This window comes from Streptomyces sp. LX-29 (assembly GCF_029541745.1).
GTDB lineage: Bacteria > Actinomycetota > Actinomycetes > Streptomycetales > Streptomycetaceae > Streptomyces.
Map to the genome: position 1 here is coordinate 6,346,789 of NZ_CP089746.1, position 16,787 is coordinate 6,363,575.

Annotated in this window: 12 protein-coding genes; 9 read left to right on the top strand and 3 right to left on the bottom strand. The window is 75.2% G+C overall.

Annotated elements, in window-relative coordinates; all coding sequences use genetic code 11:
• The first annotated feature begins 77 nt into the window (after positions 1-77).
• The 4 genes from LRS74_RS26780 to LRS74_RS26795 all read left to right on the top strand — a co-directional run bounded on the left by LRS74_RS26780 (position 78) and on the right by LRS74_RS26795 (position 4,528).
• Positions 78-1,130 carry an HAD hydrolase-like protein gene (locus tag LRS74_RS26780; protein ID WP_277743394.1) on the top strand — a complete coding sequence of 351 codons (1,053 nt, stop codon included), beginning with the start codon at positions 78-80 and terminating at the stop codon, positions 1,128-1,130.
• Positions 1,131-1,299: 169 nt separating this feature from the next.
• Entirely contained in the window at positions 1,300-2,328 is a 1,029-nt protein-coding gene (locus LRS74_RS26785) for an iron chelate uptake ABC transporter family permease subunit (RefSeq protein WP_277744952.1), read from the top strand.
• Between the two features lie 182 nt (positions 2,329-2,510).
• Positions 2,511-3,542, top strand: a complete 1,032-nt coding sequence (locus LRS74_RS26790) for an iron chelate uptake ABC transporter family permease subunit (protein WP_277744953.1) — start codon at positions 2,511-2,513, stop codon at positions 3,540-3,542.
• Positions 3,543-3,742: 200 nt separating this feature from the next.
• Positions 3,743-4,528, top strand: coding sequence for an ABC transporter ATP-binding protein (locus LRS74_RS26795; RefSeq protein ID WP_277744954.1), 786 nt, complete (start codon positions 3,743-3,745; stop codon positions 4,526-4,528).
• Between the two features lie 323 nt (positions 4,529-4,851).
• Here the strand turns inward: LRS74_RS26795 and LRS74_RS26800 are convergent, their stop codons facing one another.
• A complete protein-coding gene (locus LRS74_RS26800) occupies positions 4,852-5,199 on the bottom strand; it encodes a sterol-binding protein (RefSeq protein WP_277743395.1) in 348 nt (115 codons plus the stop codon).
• Between the two features lie 66 nt (positions 5,200-5,265).
• Between LRS74_RS26800 and LRS74_RS26805 the strand changes: the two genes are divergently transcribed.
• The 5 genes from LRS74_RS26805 (at position 5,266) to LRS74_RS26825 (ending at position 11,064) form a co-directional block, all read left to right on the top strand.
• Complete coding sequence (locus LRS74_RS26805) at positions 5,266-5,586, top strand: hypothetical protein (protein ID WP_277743396.1); 321 nt, start codon at positions 5,266-5,268, stop codon at positions 5,584-5,586.
• Between the two features lie 13 nt (positions 5,587-5,599).
• Entirely contained in the window at positions 5,600-6,415 is an 816-nt protein-coding gene (locus tag LRS74_RS26810; RefSeq protein ID WP_277744955.1) for a TlyA family RNA methyltransferase, read from the top strand.
• A gap of 149 nt (positions 6,416-6,564) precedes the next feature.
• Positions 6,565-7,479, top strand: a complete 915-nt coding sequence (locus LRS74_RS26815) for an NAD kinase (RefSeq protein WP_277744956.1) — start codon at positions 6,565-6,567, stop codon at positions 7,477-7,479.
• A 282-nt stretch (positions 7,480-7,761) separates the two neighbouring features.
• Positions 7,762-9,519, top strand: a complete 1,758-nt coding sequence (gene recN, locus LRS74_RS26820) for a DNA repair protein RecN (RefSeq protein ID WP_277743397.1) — start codon at positions 7,762-7,764, stop codon at positions 9,517-9,519.
• A 417-nt stretch (positions 9,520-9,936) separates the two neighbouring features.
• Positions 9,937-11,064 carry a glycosyltransferase family 4 protein gene (locus LRS74_RS26825; RefSeq protein WP_277743398.1) on the top strand — a complete coding sequence of 376 codons (1,128 nt, stop codon included), beginning with the start codon at positions 9,937-9,939 and terminating at the stop codon, positions 11,062-11,064.
• A 1,699-nt stretch (positions 11,065-12,763) separates the two neighbouring features.
• On the opposite strand, the gene LRS74_RS26830 is transcribed toward LRS74_RS26825, so the two are convergent.
• Both LRS74_RS26830 and LRS74_RS26835 read right to left on the bottom strand, forming a co-directional pair.
• Positions 12,764-14,614, bottom strand: a complete 1,851-nt coding sequence (locus LRS74_RS26830) for a PucR family transcriptional regulator (RefSeq protein WP_277743399.1) — start codon at positions 14,612-14,614, stop codon at positions 12,764-12,766.
• 4 nt (positions 14,615-14,618) lie between these two features.
• Positions 14,619-16,427 carry a glycoside hydrolase family 15 protein gene (locus LRS74_RS26835; RefSeq protein ID WP_277744957.1) on the bottom strand — a complete coding sequence of 603 codons (1,809 nt, stop codon included), beginning with the start codon at positions 16,425-16,427 and terminating at the stop codon, positions 14,619-14,621.
• Positions 16,428-16,787 lie beyond the last annotated feature (360 nt).

Sequence of the window (16,787 nt, forward strand, 5' to 3'; positions counted from 1 at the left end):
GGCATGTTATGTCGCACGCCGCCATGCGCGATGATCGGGGGGACATGCTCACCTATCCGCGGAGGAGCGGCTACCTCATGAGCGAGACGGTCCGGACCCGGCCTGACGGCAGCGCGCAGAAACCGAGCGAGGCGTACGACACCGCACTGCTGGACCTGGACGGCGTGGTGTACGCGGGCGGTGAGGCGATCGAGCACGCCGTCGAGTCCCTGGGCGTGGCGCGCGCCGGCGGGATGCACCTGGCGTACGTCACCAACAACGCGCTGCGCACGCCGGAGACGGTGGCCGACCATCTGACCCGGCTGGGCGTGCCCGCCGAGCCCGGCGATGTGATCACCGCGGCGCAGGCGGTGGCCCGGCTGATCGCCGAGCAGGTTCCGGCGGGGTCGCGGGTGCTGGTGATCGGCGGCGAGGGGTTGAAGGTGGCGCTGCGCGAGCGCGGCCTGGAGCCGGTCGACTCGGTGGACGACGATCCGGCGGCGGTGGTGCAGGGCTATGGCGGTCCGGAGCTGGCCTGGGGGCGGCTGGCGGAGGCGACCTTCGCGGTGGCGCGCGGCGTGCCGTGGTTCGCGTCCAACACGGATCTGACGATTCCCACCAGCCGCGGGATCTCTCCGGGCAACGGCGCGGCGGTGGAGGTGGTGCGGATGGCCACCGGCGCCAGCCCGCAGGTGGCCGGCAAGCCGCAGCCGCCCATGCACCGCGAGACGATACTGCGCACCGGGGCACGCCGGCCGCTGGTGGTCGGGGACCGGCTGGACACCGATATCGAGGGCGCTCACGTGGGCGGGGTCGACTCGCTGCTCGTGCTCACCGGGGTGACCACGGCCGCCCAGCTGCTCGCCGCCGAGCCGAAGTACCGGCCCACCTATGTCGCCGCCGACCTGCGGGGGCTGCTGGAGCCGCAGCCGGAGGTGGTGCCGGTGGCCGCCGCCGAGGGCCGCGCGGACGGCTTCGCCTGCGGCGGCTGGGTGGCCTCCGTACGGGAGGGGGTCCTGCACCTCGAAGGCGACGGCACGGACCCGCTGGACGGGCTGCGCGCCCTGTGCGCGGCGGCCTGGACCGAGGCGGGGGCCGAAGCGGGCACCGCGGACGCGGAGAAGGCGCTGGCGCGGCTGGGCCTGAGCTGAGCGTCCGCCAAGCGGTCGGTCCCGCCGATTCCGGCGGGCTCCATCCCCTCCCAGCAGGGCTGATCGTCATTTAGGCTAACCTAACCTAAGTTTTGATCGGCCCTGTTGTGAGGTGGAGTTCCGCGTGGCCTTGGTCAGTTCCGCACAAACCGGGGCCGAGACGGCGGCCATACCCGCGCCGTCCGTGCCACCGGCACCCGGTACGCGGCGCACCGCATGGCGCGCGGTCGGACTTCTCGCCTCCGTGGGCGTCCTGGTGCTGGTGGCCGCGGCGAGCATCGCCATCGGTGCCAAGCCGATCCCCCTCGACCAGGTCTGGCACGGGCTCTTCCACTACTCCGGCAGCAAGACCGATGTGGTGGTCCGGGACCTGCGGGTGCCGCGCACCGTGCTGGGCGTGCTCGTCGGCGTCGGCCTGGGCGTCTCGGGCGCGCTGATCCAGGCCCTCACCCGCAACCCGCTGGCCGACCCCGGTCTGCTGGGGCTGAACGCGGGCGCCTCCGCCGCCGTCGTCACGGCGATCAGCTTTTTCGGCGTCACCTCGCTGACCGGCTATGTGTGGTTCGCCTTCCTGGGCACCGCCGTCGTCTCGGTCTTCGTCTACGTCCTCGGCGGCAGCCGCGGCGCCACCCCCGCCCGGATGGCGCTCGCGGGCATGGCCATCTACTCGGCGCTCTACGGCTATGTCTACGCGGTCCAGCTGCTCGACACCGCGGCGCTGGACAAGATGCGCTTCTGGACGGTGGGTTCGCTGGCGTCGGCCAACATGACGGTCGTCAAGCAGGTGGCCCCGTTCCTCGTGGTCGGCACGGTCCTCGCGTTCTGCCTCGCCCGCTCCCTGAACGCGGTCGCGCTCGGCGACGACCACGCGCGGGCGCTCGGCGTGCGGCTCGCCTCGACCCGCGCGCTGTCCATGGTCGCCGTCACCCTGCTGTGCGGCGCCGCGACCGCCGCCTGCGGGCCGGTCGCCTTCGTCGGCCTGATGGTGCCGCACATGGTCCGCGCGCTGACCGGACCGGACATGCGCTGGATCATGCCGTACGCCGCCGTGCTCTCGCCGGTGCTGCTGCTCGGCTCCGACATCGTCGGACGGGTCATCACCCGGCCCTCGGAGCTCCAGGTCGGCATCGTCACCTCCCTCATCGGCGGTTCCGTCTTCATCTACCTCGTACGTCGCCGAAGGATGGCCCAGCTGTGAACGCGAGTACCGCGAATGCGGAGAAGCCCGGGGCGCGCGCGGAGACGCCCGAGGCCGGCGCGGACGAGACCCGCGAGGCCGGCACCGGTGCGGACGGGACCCGTACGGACGTGACCGGGCGCGGGCCCGAGGACGCCGTCGCGAAGGACGCGGTCGGCACCGACCGGCCGCGCGTGCGCGGCATGCGCGGGACGACGCTGCGCCGCGGCGGCCTCTCGCTGCGGGTCGACACCCGCGGCATGGTGGTGGGGCTGCTGCTGGCCGTCGCCGCCCTGGGCATGGGCGTGGTGCTGGTCGGCACCGGCGACTTCCCCATCCCGGCCGCCGACGTCGTCCGGACCCTCCTCGGCGAGGGCGACCCCATCCAGGACTTCATCGTCAACGAACTCCGGCTGCCCCGGCTGTTGGTGGGGCTGCTGGTCGGCGCGGCGCTCGGCCTGTCCGGCGCCATCTTCCAGAGCATCTCCAAGAACCCGCTGGGCAGCCCGGACGTCATCGGCTTCTCCCAGGGCTCGGCGGCGGGCGGGCTCACGGTCATCGTGCTGACCCAGGGGAGCCCGGTGGCGGTCGCCGCCGGCGCGGTCGTGGGCGGCCTGCTCACCGGCCTCGGCGTCTACGCCCTGGCGTGGAAGCGCGGCGTCCACGGCTACCGGCTCGTGCTCGTCGGCATCGGCGCCAGCGCCCTGCTCGGCTCCGTCAACGGCTTCCTGCTCACCAAGGCCGACGACCTCGACGCCGCACGTGCCGTGGCATGGATGACCGGCTCCCTCAACGGTCGGGACTGGGAGCAGGTCTGGCCGCTGCTGTGGTCCTGCGTCGTGCTGATCCCGGTGGTGCTGTGGCACTCGCCCGCCCTGCGGATGCTGGAGATGGGCGACGACAGTGCCTACTCGCTGGGGGTCCCGGTGGAGCGCACCCGGACCGTCATGATGCTCGCGTCCGTGTTGCTGCTGACCGCCGCGACCGCCGCGGCCGGCCCCATCTCCTTCGTCGCGCTCGTCGCGCCCCAGCTGGCCCGTCGGCTCACCCGCTCGCCCGGCCCGAACCTGCTGCCCGCCGCCTGGATGGGCGCGGCTCTGCTGATCAGCGCCGACTGGGCCTCGCAGCGCGCCTTCGGCTCGGACCAGCTGCCGGTGGGCGTGGTGACCGGCCTGCTCGGCGGCGTCTACCTGGTGTGGCTGCTGGCCACCGAACGCAAGGCGGGGCGCATATGAGCCGGCCCCGGACCCCGCGCGAGCGGCGGGACGGGAGCGGCCGGCCGCACCCGGACGAGCAGCCCCCACAGGACAAGACCGACGACCGCGTTCCCGACCGCAAGGACATCCGACAGCCCGTGTCTGCCACCTCCGCCACCCCGTCCGCCCCGTCCACCGCGCCCGCCGCCGACGCCTCGGGCGAGCGGCGTCAGCGCCTGATGGCCGAAGGGCTCACCCTCGCCTACGACGGCCGCACGGTCGCCGAGGGGCTGTCGGTTTCGATCCCCGACAACTCCTTCACGGTCATCGTCGGCCCGAACGCCTGCGGCAAGTCCACGCTGCTGCGCGCCCTGTCGCGGATGCTGAAGCCGGCCGCGGGCTCCGTGCTCCTCGACGGCCAGGCCATCGGCTCCCTCCCGGCCAAGCACGTCGCCCGCACCCTCGGGCTGCTCCCGCAGAGCTCGATCGCGCCGGACGGCATCACGGTGGCCGACCTGGTGGCGCGCGGGCGCTACCCGCACCAGGGGCTGCTGCGCCAGTGGTCCGAGACCGACGAGCGGATCGTGTACGAGTCGATGGCGGCCACCGGCGTCGCGGAGCTCGGCGACCGCTACGTCGACGAGCTCTCCGGCGGTCAGCGCCAGCGCGTGTGGATCGCCATGGCCATCGCCCAGCAGACCCCGCTGCTGCTCCTGGACGAGCCGACCACCTACCTCGACATCCAGCACCAGATCGACGTCCTCGACCTGTGCGCGCAGCTCCACGAGGAACAGGGCCGCACCCTGGTGGCCGTGCTGCACGACCTCAACCACGCCGCCCGCTACGCCACCCACCTCATCGCGATGCGCGGCGGCCGGGTGATCGCGGAGGGCGACCCGGCGGAGGTGGTGACCGCCGAGCTGGTGGAGGAGGTCTTCGGGCTGCGCTGCCAGGTCATCGACGACCCGGAGACCGGCACCCCGCTGGTGATCCCGGCGGCCCGCAAGGCGCGCGTGAGCGGGTGAGCGGCTGAGCGCTCCGGGTGGGGGAGGTGTCGTGAGGGGCCGTCGGGCGTCTGCGGGTCGGTTGTGGCTGGTCGCGCAGTTCCCCGCGCCCCTTTCGGGGCGCTGTCGAGCCGTTGCGGGGGTGGTGGCCGCGAGCGTCTTGCGGGCTGCCGGGGGGCGTTGCCGAACGGGGAGGTGTCGTGAGGGCCGTCGGGCGTCTGCGGGTCGGTTGTGGCTGGTCGCGCAGTTCCCCGCGCCCCTTTCGGGGGCCCTGTCGAACGGAGAGGTCCCCGCGCCCCTGCCGACCTTGCCCGAGTCGCTTGGCTGGCGGGCCCGTGGCGTTGCTAGAGCAGCTTTCGCAGGCGTAGCAGGTCGCGGAAGCCGGCCTCCAGGTTGACCCGGCCGGAGGCCCAGGCGCGGGCGAAGTTCAGCTCGCCGTCGACCAGCGCGACCAGGTCGTCGCCGGTCATGCTCAGCCGGATCTCCGCACGGTCGGTCGGGGGGCCGGCCAGCGTCGTCACGTCCGTGATCCGCCCGCCCGCCAGCCGGCCGACGAAGGTCGTCGCCAGGTCGGTGATGTGACAGCTGAGGGAACGGTCGAGTGCGGCCGCGCTGCGCAGGTCGCCGTCGGCCCCCGCGAGATTCGTGGCCAGTCGGTCGAGCGCGCTGCGGCACTCCTCGATGGTCGCCATGGGGACCGACCCTACCCAAGCGCCTCCTGCGTCGGAGAACGCCCCCTTCACGGTAGCGTCGGGACCATGAAGGAGCCGATGCCCTGGTGCGAGACGGATGCCGGATCCCGAGCGGAGACGGACGCCGAGACCGGCTCGGAGACGGATCCGGGCGGCGAGCCGATCGCGCCGCTCGGGGTCGCCCGTACGCCCACCGGCGACGCGCGGGTGGACGCGCAGCTCGACCGGCTGGCCGACGCCGATCACCTCGCCGCGAGCGGACACCTGGAGGTGTACGAGGATGTCCACAGGGGCCTGCGCGACACGCTGACGGCGCTCGACCGCCGACTGCCGTCGCCGCCGGCCCCGCACCCGTCGATCCCGACCTCGTACGACACCAGGAGCTGAACCGCACGTGGCAGTGAGCCGTGGCCAACGCAGACGACTCGACGCGGAACTGGTCCGCCGCAAGCTCGCCCGCTCGCGCGAGCACGCGAGCCAGCTGATCGCCGCGGGCCGGGTCACCGTCGGCGGGACCACCGCGACCAAGCCCGCCACACAGGTGGAGACCAGCGCCGCCATCGTCGTCGGCCAGGACGACAGCGATCCGGACTACGTCTCCCGCGGCGGCCACAAGCTGGCCGGCGCGCTCGCCGCGTTCACCCCGCGCGGGCTGAAGGTCGAGGGCCGCCGCGCGCTCGACGCGGGCGCCTCCACCGGCGGCTTCACGGATGTGCTGCTCCGCGCGGGCGCGGCCCAGGTGGTCGCCGTCGACGTCGGCTACGGACAGCTCGCCTGGTCGCTGCAGAGCGACGACCGGGTCATCGTGAAAGACCGTACGAACGTGCGCGAGCTGACGCTGGAGCACCTCGACGGCCAGCCCGTGGACCTGGTCGTCGGTGACCTGTCCTTCATCCCGCTCGGACTGGTACTGCCCGCGCTGGTGCGCTGCGCCGCGCCCGACGCCGATCTGGTGCTCATGGTCAAGCCGCAGTTCGAGGTGGGCAAGGAGCGGCTGGGCAGCGGCGGGGTGGTTCGCAGCGAGGCCCTGCGCGCCGAAGCGGTCCGCACGGTCGCCGAGCAGGCGGCGGGGCTCGGGCTGGGCGTGCTCGGTGTGACGGCGAGCCCGCTGCCCGGCCCCTCGGGCAACGTCGAGTACTTTCTGTGGATGCGCGCCGGGGCGCCGGCTTTGGACCCGGCGGATGTTGACCGTGCAGTGGCGGAGGGGCCCCGTTGACCACTTCAGGAGCAGGTTCATCAGCAGCCGGAGCGGCCGAGCCGACGGAGTCGGCCGGAGCGGCCGACCCGACCATGCCCGCCGCGCGGGCGGACACCCCGGGGACGGGGGAGACCGTGGGGCAGGGGAGGCGGGCCGAGCCCGCGGGGATGGCGGCGTGCCCGCCGGACACCGGGCGCCGCACCGTCTTCCTGCTCGCCCACACCGGCCGCCCCGCGGCCATCCGCAGCGCCGAGCTGGTCGTGCAGGGCCTGCTGCGCTGCGGCATCGGCGTGCGGGTGCTCGCCGAGGAGGCCGCCGACCTGCCCCTGCCGCCGTCCGTTGAGCTGGTGGACTCCGGCCCGAACGTCCTGGACGGCTGCGAGCTGTTGGTGGTCCTGGGCGGGGACGGGACGCTGCTGCGCGGCGCCGAGTACGCCCGGACCTCCGGGGTGCCGATGCTCGGCGTCAACCTCGGACGGGTCGGCTTCCTCGCCGAGGCCGAGCGCGACGACCTCGACAAGGTCGTGGACCGGGTGGTCACCCGCTCCTACGAGGTCGAGGAGCGGATGACCCTCGATGTGCTGGTCCGCAACGACGGCCAGATCGTGCACACCGACTGGGCGCTGAACGAGGCGTCCGTCGAGAAGGCCGCCCGCGAGCGGCTGCTGGAGGTGGTCACCGAGGTCGACGGCCGCCCCGTGTCGCGCTTCGGCGGCGATGGCGTCGTGTGCGCCACACCCACGGGCTCCACGGCGTACGCGTTCTCCGCCGGCGGGCCCGTCGTCTGGCCCGAGGTGGAGGCCCTGCTGATGGTGCCCATCAGCGCCCACGCCCTCTTCGCCAAGCCCCTGGTGACCGCGCCCGACTCGGTGCTCGCGGTGGAGGTGCAGCCCCAGACGCCGCACGGCGTGCTGTGGTGCGACGGCCGCCGCACCGTCGAACTCCCCGCCGGCGCGCGCGTCGAGGTCCGCCGCGGCGCCGTCCCGGTCCGGCTCGCCCGGCTGCACCACGCCTCGTTCACGGACCGGCTGGTCGCGAAGTTCGCCCTCCCGGTCGCCGGCTGGCGGGGCGCCCCCCACTGACGCCAGGCCCGGCGCACCCCGCCGCACCCGCGGCCGTCGCCATGCCCGCCTTCTCCGGCCGTGCCCGCTCCGCCGGGCGCGGCCGGAGACCGTTCACCCACTGAGGGGGTTCGACGCCGCCGGTGCGCCCCGAAGACGGCGCTCTCTCGTACCTTCCCACGACCGTCGCCGGCGCCGTGATCAGCGCCGGAGCGGCCCGGAGGCCCAAAGGCCGGCGCGGTGGAGCCGGTCCGCGCCGGCGCCACACCGGCACCCCGTCGCCGGCCGGGCCGGAAACCTCGTATGGTCTTGGGCGTGCTGGAGGAGATGCGGATACGTGCGCTGGGCGTCATCGACGACGCGGTGGTGGAGCTCTCGCCCGGATTCACCGCGGTGACCGGTGAGACGGGCGCGGGCAAGACCATGGTGGTGACCAGCCTGGGCCTGTTGCTGGGCGGACGGGCCGACGCCGGTCTGGTGCGGATCGGGGCGAAGTCGGCCGTCGTGGAGGGCCGGATCGCGGTCGACCGGCGGTCCTCGGTCGCCGTACGGGCCGAGGAGGCCGGGGCCGAGCTGGACGACGGCGCGTTGCTGATCAGCCGGACGATCTCCGCGGAGGGACGCTCGCGGGCCCACGTGGGCGGCCGCGCGGTCCCCGTGGGGCTGCTGAGCGAGCTGGCCGACGAGCTCGTCGCCGTCCACGGGCAGACCGACCAGCAGGGCCTGCTGCGCCCCGCCCGGCAGCGCCAGGCGCTGGACCGCTACGCGGGCGACGCGGTCGCCGGGCCGCTGGAGAAGTACGCGGCCGCCTACGGCCGGCTGCGCGCCGTCTCGACCGAGCTGGACGAGCTGACCACCCGGGCCCGGGAACGCGCCCAGGAGGCCGATCTGCTGCGCTTCGGCCTGGACGAGATCGCCGCCGCCGAACCCCTGCCGGGCGAGGACGCCGAGCTCGCCGCCGAGGCGGAGCGGCTGGGCCACGCCGAGGCGCTCGCCTCCGCCGCCACCGCCGCGCACACCGCGCTCGCCGGCGACCCCGAGGACCTGGAGGGGGTGGACGCGGCCACGCTGGTGGCCGGCGCCCACCGCGCCCTGGAGTCCGTGCGCTCCCACGACCCGGCGCTGGCGGCGCTGGCCGACCGGGTCGGCGAGATCGGCATCCTGCTCTCCGACGCGGCGGGCGAACTGGCCGGGTACGCCGACGACCTGGACGCCGACCCGCGCCGGCTGGCCGCCGTCGAGGAGCGCCGGGCGACGCTCACCCACCTGACGCGCAAGTACGGCGAGAGCGTCGCGGACGTGCTCGCCTGGGCCGAGCGGGGGGCCGCTCGACTGGCCGAGCTGGAAGGCGACGACGACCGCATCGGCGAGCTGACCGCGGAGCGCGACGCCCTCCGCGCGGAGCTGGGCACCCTGGCGCAGACCCTCACCGACGCCCGCACGGAGGCGGCCGGCCGCTTCGCCGAGGCCGTCACCGCCGAACTGGCGGAACTGGCCATGCCGCACGCGCGGGTCAGCTTCGAGATCCGGCAGACCGAGACGGCCGACGAGACCGCGGGCATCGAGGTCGGCGGCCGTCCGGTGCTCTTCGGGCCGCGGGGGGCCGACGAGGTCGAGCTGCTGCTCGCCCCGCACCCCGGCGCCGTCCCCCGCCCCATCGCCAAGGGCGCCTCCGGCGGTGAGCTCTCCCGCGTGATGCTGGCCGTCGAGGTCGTGTTCGCCGGCTCCGACCCGGTGCCCACGTACCTCTTCGACGAGGTGGACGCGGGCGTCGGCGGCAAGGCCGCGGTCGAGATCGGCCGCCGGCTCGCCCGACTCGCCCACTCCGCGCAGGTCGTCGTCGTCACCCACCTCCCGCAGGTGGCCGCCTTCGCCGACCGGCACCTGGTGGTCGAGAAGACCAACGACGGCTCCGTCACGCGCAGCGGTGTCCAGGCCATGGAGGGCGAGGACCGCGTTCGCGAACTCTCCCGCATGCTCGCCGGCCAGGAGGACTCCCAACTGGCCCGCGCCCACGCCGAAGAGCTGCTGGCGGCGGCCCGCGCGACCCACGCGCGCTGACCGTCACGGCGCGGCCGCCCCGAGTCGCCCGCCGTCTCACGCCCGTGGCGCACACGCCGGCCTTGGGGCTCCGGCGCTGCTTCCGCACACCGGAAGCCGCCGTCCGGCGTGGCGGTTCGAGGGCCGGAACGCCCCGCCCGCCCCCGCCCACGCCCGTGGAGTCCCGGCGGGTGCCGTCCGGCGGTGCCGACTCCCACGTCAGAGGCGGCACGGGCGGCGTGCCGCGTCGCTCGTGCGGGTGGGGCGCCCGGTCGCGTCGGCCGGGCCCGGGGGCGCAGCGGACGGGGCCGTTGCATCGGGGCGGTCACCGGAACTGGCATCCTGGGCGAGGCGCTCCGTGCCGTTCCCACACCGCCGGAGGCCGCCTACGCCACCCGCCCAGCGCCACCTGACACCAGCCAGGGGAGTCCAGCCCGCGTGAGCAGCACCGTGAGCAGCACACCGGTTCCGCCGCACGGGCAGTCGCCGCTGCACGCCGTGCAGGTGCTGGGCAGCGGAGCCTGGGGCAGCGGGGTGCACGTGCGCTCGCTCGCGGCCGGGCTGGTGGCGCGCGGGCTGCGGGTGACGGTGTGCGCGCCCTGGAGCGCCGAACAGGGGTACGGCTTCACCGCGGCCGGCGCCCGCTTCTCCCCGGTCGACGCCCGCACCGGCGCCGGCGATGTGGCGGCCCTGCGCGCGGCCTGCTCCGGGGCCGGGCTGGTGCATGCCCACGGTGTGCGATCCGGGCTGCTGGCCGCGCTCGCGCTCCAGGGCCGGTCCACCCCGCTGATCGTCACCTGGCACGCCCGCGGCCGCCCCGCCGGCCGCCGCGCGCACCTGGCCCGAGTGGTGGAGCGGAGGGTGGCGCGCGCCGCCGCCGTGGTGCTCGGGGCCTCCTCCGACCTGGTGGACCGGGCCCGCGCCCGGGGCGCCCGCGACGCCCGGCTCGCCCCGGTCGCCGTGCCCGCGCGGCCTCCGGCTCCGGACCGCGGGGACGACTGGTGGCACAAGACCCGCGCCGACCTCGGCGCGGTGGAACGGCCGCTGCTGCTCTCGGTGGGCCGACTGGAGGCCGACGCCGGCTTCGACCCGCTGCTCGACGCCGCCCACGCCTGGCGCGACCTCGATCCGCAGCCGCTGCTGGCGGTGGCCGGCGAGGGCCGGGACCGGGCGGCGCTGCAACGGCGGATCGACGACGAGGGCCTGCCGGTGCGGCTGCTGGGCCGCCGCGACGATGTGCCCGAGCTGCTGGCGGCGGCCGACATGGCGGTGCTGTCCAGCCCCTGGGAGGCGCGCTCGCTGCTCGCCCAGGAGGCGCTGCACGCCGGGGTGCCGCTGGTGGCCACCGCGGTGGGCGGTGTCCCCGACCTGGTCGGCGAGGCCGCCGAACTCGTTCCCTACGGAAGTCCCGAAGCCCTCGCCGCCGCCGTGCTCCGGCTCCTCTCCGACCCGGCCCGCCGTGCCGAACTCGCCGCCGCCGGCCTCGCCCAGGCCGCCGGCTGGCCCACCGAGGACGACACCGTCGCCCATGTGCTGCGCGTCTACGACGAGGTCGCCCAACGCTGACCGGGCCCGGCGCCGGCCCCCCCCCGCGACCTGGGACGAGGCCCCGCCGCATCCCGGCATCCCGCTTCGAACGCCCGTGTCGAACCTTGTTTCGCATCCCGCGTCGAAAGCTGGCCCGAATCCGTCTGACGGACGGCTGAAAACGACCCCGGGACCGGCTCGGAGGAGGTCGAGGACCGCTCCGAAGCCCCACCCGAGGGTCGCGAATCCGGCCCTGGATTCATCCCCAGGAGTGATCCGAATCCGGCCAACCCACGCCCGGAAGACGCCCGCCGGACCACGCCGGGACGCGGGACGCGGGGCGCGGGATGCGGGGCGCGGGATGCGGGCACCGGACGCGGGGCTGGCCCCGTCTCCGGTCCGTCTCCGGCCCCGGAGCCGGACCGGAGACGGACCGGAGACGGTCCCGGGAACGGCCTTACTCAGCCGCCGGGTCGATCCCAGGGCTCCTGGGACCGGATCGGTGAAGCCGGTGCACCGGGTGGGGGAGGGGCCTCGGGCTCGCGCCTCGGCCGTGAGGGCCGAGCACGGGCGGGAGCGCCGACCGGGCGATGAGGCAGGGCGGCCGTGGCCAGGGCCGCAGGGCCGGGCTGGGGCTCGGTCGGGGGGATGGCCCGAGGTTGGCCGGGGTTGGGTGGCTGGGTGGCTCGGGGCGGGGCCGGCCGGCCGGGCGTGACGGATGGGCCTGTCCACGGGCGAGGAGGCGGTTTCGGAGGGCCGGCATGCGGCCCTGCGAGGCAGGCCGGGACCGGCCGGGCCCGGCCGGGATCGGATCTGGCGGCATCGCCACTCGGGGCGGGCGCCTCGACCTCGGGACGCGCGGTCGGCTCGGGCCCGGGAAATGGACTCCCCGCCGCGGCTGAGGGCTCGGCCCGCACCGAGGGAGGTGAGGCACCTGCCAGGTCTCCGTGTCGACCACCGGCCGGGACCGGATCTGGCGGCATCGCTACTCGGGGCGGGCGCCTTGACCTCGGGACGCGTGGTCGGCTCGGGCCCGGGGAACCGGCCTCCCGGCCGCGGCGCAGGGCTCGGCCCGCACCGAGGGCGGTGAGGCACCTGCCGTGTCTCCGTGTCGACCTGCCGACCTGCCGACCTGTCGGCCCGCCGGTGGGGGATCGGAGGTCAGGAGAGGGGCCGCCGCGGGCGCCGGCGCGGTCGGGGCCGGGACGGGTCACCCACGTGTGTGCACGCCCCGGCAGGACGGGCGGTGCCGCCCGCGGACGCCGGGTCACCCATGCGTGTGCCCGCGCAGGCGGAGAGCGTCCGCGCGGGTCACCCCGTGTGGGCACGCGCGCGGAGAGCGCGAAGCCAGGGAGTGGATGGGTCACCCACGCGTGTGCCCGCGCTGGCGGGCAGCGTCCGCGCGGGTCACGCCCGTGTGTGCACGCGCGCGGCAGGACGGGCCGGTGCCGCCCGCGGGCGCCCCGGGTCACCCACGCGTGGGCACACGCGCGAGGAGCGCGAAGCCAGGGAGTGGATAGGTCACCCACGCGCGTGCCCGCGCTGGCGGACAGCGTCCGCGCGGGTCACGCCCGTGTGTGCACGCGCGCGGCAGGACGGGCCGGTGCCGCCCGCGGGCGCCCCGGGTCACCCACGCGTGGGCACACGCGCGAGGAGCGCGAAGCCAGGGAGTGGATGGGTCACCCACGCGTGTGCACGCGCGCGGGGCGTGGGGTTCACTCGGGGCGGTGGCGGCCGGTCACTGGACGTGCCGGCGGGCCTGGAGAGCCAGGCCGAGGGCGAGCACGGTCTGGGGGTCCTCCAGGTCGCTGCCGAGCAGCCGGGCGATGCGGGCCAGCCGGTCGTAGAGGGTCTGCCGGTTGAGGTGCAGCTCGCGCGCGGTCTCCGCCTTGCGGCCGGCGTGCGCCAGATACGCCTCCAGCGTGGGGATCAGCGGCGGCCGGGCGGTGCGGTCATGGGCCAGCAGCGGGCCGATCACCCGGTCCACGAACGCCGCCAGGTCGCCGTGCTCGCGCAGTCGCCACAGCAATACGTCGACTTCCGTGCGCCGCACATCGTGCCAGGGCCGGTCGGCCAGCCCCTGGGCGGCGTTGGCCGCCTCGGCCGCGTGCCGCAGCTCGGCGCCGACCGCCGCCCAGCCGCCCGCGACGCCCACGACCACCACCGGCGGACGGGAGCCGGCCCGCTCCGGCCAGGCCCGCTCCACCCCGGCGCGCAGCGCGGCGGCGACCCGGTCGGCGACCGCGCCGCGTTCGGCCGCGTCGCGCAGCCCGACCAGCAGCGGCATCCGGCCCTCCGGGAGTCGCACACCCATGAGCACCGGTGCGCCCACCGCCGAGAGCTCCTCGTGCACGGCGTGTGCCAGGGCCGCCCAGCTCTCCCCGGGGGCGCCCGCCGGGCCCGCCCCGGGCAGGCCGGAGCCCACGCGCATCACCATCGGCAGCAGCGGGCCGTCCCCTGGCGGCCGGAAGCCCAACACCCGGGCCTGCGCGGGCGCGTCCGCCGGTTCGATCCGCTCCTCCGCCAGGTCGGTGAGGAAGTCGCCGCGGCCGCGCGCGGCCAGCTCCTCCTCCTGGCGCGCCTGGAGGAGTACCACCGCGAGCAGGTCCGCCGTCCGCTCCGCCGCGATCCGGTGCACCGCGGCGAGCGGCCGCGCGACCGGCAGCACGGTCAGCCTGGCCCGTACGGCGCCGGGGCCGCCGCCCGGACCGCCGCCGGGGACGTCCGCGACCACGCTGCCGGCGGGCGGCTCCGGCCGGCGGTCGGCGCGCTGCGCCCGCAGCCCGTCCCACACCTGGAGCGGGTCGGCCGTGCCCGGCTGGGCCGCGGGGCCGGGACCGGCCGCGTACAGCAGCAGCCCGTCGGGCGTCTCCAGGAAGACCGGGTTGCCGGCGAAGGCCGCCAGCAGGCGCAGGATCTCCGGCACCCCGCCGCCGCGCAGCAACGCCTGGGTGCACCGGCGGTGCACCTCCTCGGCGCGGCGCAGCAGTGCGTAGTGCTCGTTGACGATCTCGGTGTGGATCTCCTCGGTGACCGCCACGAACGGCACCTCGCGGTGCAGCTGGACCAGCGGCAGCCCATGGGAGCGGGCCGTGTCGACCACCGCGGCGGGCAGCGTGGTGAAGCGTGAGCCCAGCTCCACCACGAGCGCGGCGATGTCCCGCTCGGCGAGGGTGCGCACGAAGGCGCGCTGCTCGGCCGGGCGGGGCCCCAGCCCGAGCCCCGTGGTCAGCAGCAGCTCGCCGCCCTTGAGCAGGGAGGCGATGTTGGGGGTCTCGCCGGCGTGCGCCCAGCGCACCGGGCGGGACAGCCGGTCGCCGGCGACCACCACCTCCGGGAGGCCGCGGCGCAGCGCGGGCAGCTCCAGCGCCCGCGCCACGGTGATCGTGCCCTGGGTGATGGCCTCCGGTGCCTCAGGGGCCTCCGAACCGCCTCGGGAGGCCCCGGCCGGGTCGGTCCCGTCCCGGGAGCCTTCGTCGGGGGAGGCCGCCGCCGAAGCGTGCGCGTCCCGCGGTCCCGCCTCGGATCCCGCCTCGGTGAGGCCCGCGTCTCCGGAGCCGGATTGAGCGCTGTCGCGCCCAGTGTGCATACGGTCAGCCGCCGTACGCGCCGGAGGCGGTCAGCCGCAGCGCCGTGTCGATCAGCGGAACGTGGCTGAACGCCTGGGGGAAGTTGCCCACCTGGCGCTGGAGCCGCGGGTCCCACTCCTCGGCGAGCAGCCCCAGGTCGTTGCGGAGCGACAGCAGCTTCTCGAACAGCTTCCGGGCCTCGTCGACCCGGCCGATCATCGCCAGGTCGTCGGCGAGCCAGAACGAGCAGGCCAGGAAGGCCCCCTCGTCGCCCTCCAGGCCGTCCACCCCGGCCTCCTCGCCGGCCGTCGGATAGCGGAGCACGAAGCCGTCGGAGGTGGACAGCTCGCGCTGGATGGCCTCGATGGTGCCGATGACTCTCTTGTCGTCCGGCGGCAGGAAGCCCATCTGCGGGATGAGCAGCAGCGAGGCGTCGAGCTCCTTGGAGCCGTAGGACTGGGTGAAGGTGTTGCGCTGCGGGTCGTAGCCCTTCTCGCAGACGTTCCGGTGGATCTCGTCGCGCAGCTCGCGCCAGCGGTCCAGCGGTCCGTCCACGTCGCCGGACTCGATCAGCTTGATGGTGCGGTCGACGGCGACCCAGGCCATCACCTTGGAGTGCACGAAGTGCCGGCGCGGCCCGCGCACCTCCCAGATGCCCTCGTCCGGCTCGTCCCAGTGGTCCTCGAGGTAGTTGATCAGCTTCAGCTGGAGCAGCGAGGCGTAGTCGTTGCGGGCGAGCCCGGTCATGTGCGCCAGGTGCAGCGCCTCGGTGACCTCGCCGTAGACGTCGAGCTGGAGCTGGCCGGCCGCGCCGTTGCCGATCCGCACCGGGCGCGAGCCCTCGTAGCCGGGGAGCCAGGACAGCTCGGCCTCCGCGAGCTCCCGCTCGCCCGCGATGCCGTACATGATCTGGAGGTTCTCCGGGTCGCCGGCGACCGCGCGGAGCAGCCACTCGCGCCAGGCGCGGGCCTCCTCGCGGTAGCCGGTGCGCAGCAGCGAGGAGAGGGTGATCGCGGCGTCCCGCAACCAGGTGAAGCGGTAGTCCCAGTTGCGGGAGCCGCCGATGTCCTCCGGCAGGGAGGTGGTGGGCGCCGCGACGATGCCGCCGGTGGGCGCGTAGGTGAGCGCCTTGAGCGTGATCAGCGAGCGGACCACCGCGTCCCGGTAGGGGCCGTGGTAGGTGCAGTGCTCGACCCACTCGCGCCAGAACTCCTCGGTCGCCTCCAGCGAGCCCTCGGGCTCGGGCAGGGCCGGCGGCTCCTTGTGGGAGGGCTGCCAGCTGATGGTGAAGGCGATGCGGTCGCCGGGGGCGACGGTGAAGTCGGAGTAGGTGGTCAGGTTCTTGCCGTAGGTGTCGGCCTCGGTGTCCAGCCACACCGAGTCGGGTCCGGCGACGGCGACGGTCCGGTTGTCGATCTTGTGCACCCAGGGCACGACCCAGCCGTAGGAGAAGCGCATCCGCAGCGCGGAGCGCATCGGCACCCGCCCGCTGACCCCCTCCACGATGCGGATCAGCTGCGGGGCGCCGTCACGCGGCGGCATGAAGTCGATGACGCGGACCGTGCCCCGCGGGGTGTCCCACTCCGACTCCAGCACCAGGGAGTCGCCGCGATAGCGCCGACGGTCGGCCTGCGGCGGGGTGGATCCGGTGGCGTGCGCGGGGCCCAGCCGCCAGAAACCGTGCTCCTCGGTGCCCAGGAGGCCGGCGAAGACGGCATGCGAGTCGAAGCGCGGCAGACACAGCCAGTCCACCGTGCCGTCCCGGCAGACCAGGGCGGCGGTCTGCATATCACCGATGAGTGCGTAGTCCTCGATGCGCCCGGCCACGTGCATCCCCATTCGAACGGCCTCGCCCCGCGGGGCGCTCTTGCGGTCTCGGAGTTACTCGACGAGCTCTTCTTCCGGGGCGTACAGGTAGATGCCTTGTAGGTGCCTTGCCGGCCGCGGCTCGCAGCATGTGTCCGAGCAGGATACGACGGAGAACAGAGATCCGCTGGAGCCGTCCCACATCGTGGCTTCATCCAGGATCGACCGTTCGAGTGACCGAACAGAACCGGCTCTCCGGGCGGGTTCCCGCACGGATTTTCGGCACCTGTCCCGCGCGTGTTTCCCGCGCCCGTCCCCGCTCACGCCCCAGGGCCCGCACACCCTCCGCACACCCTTCACACGCGTCACCGGACGCGACCGCTCCAG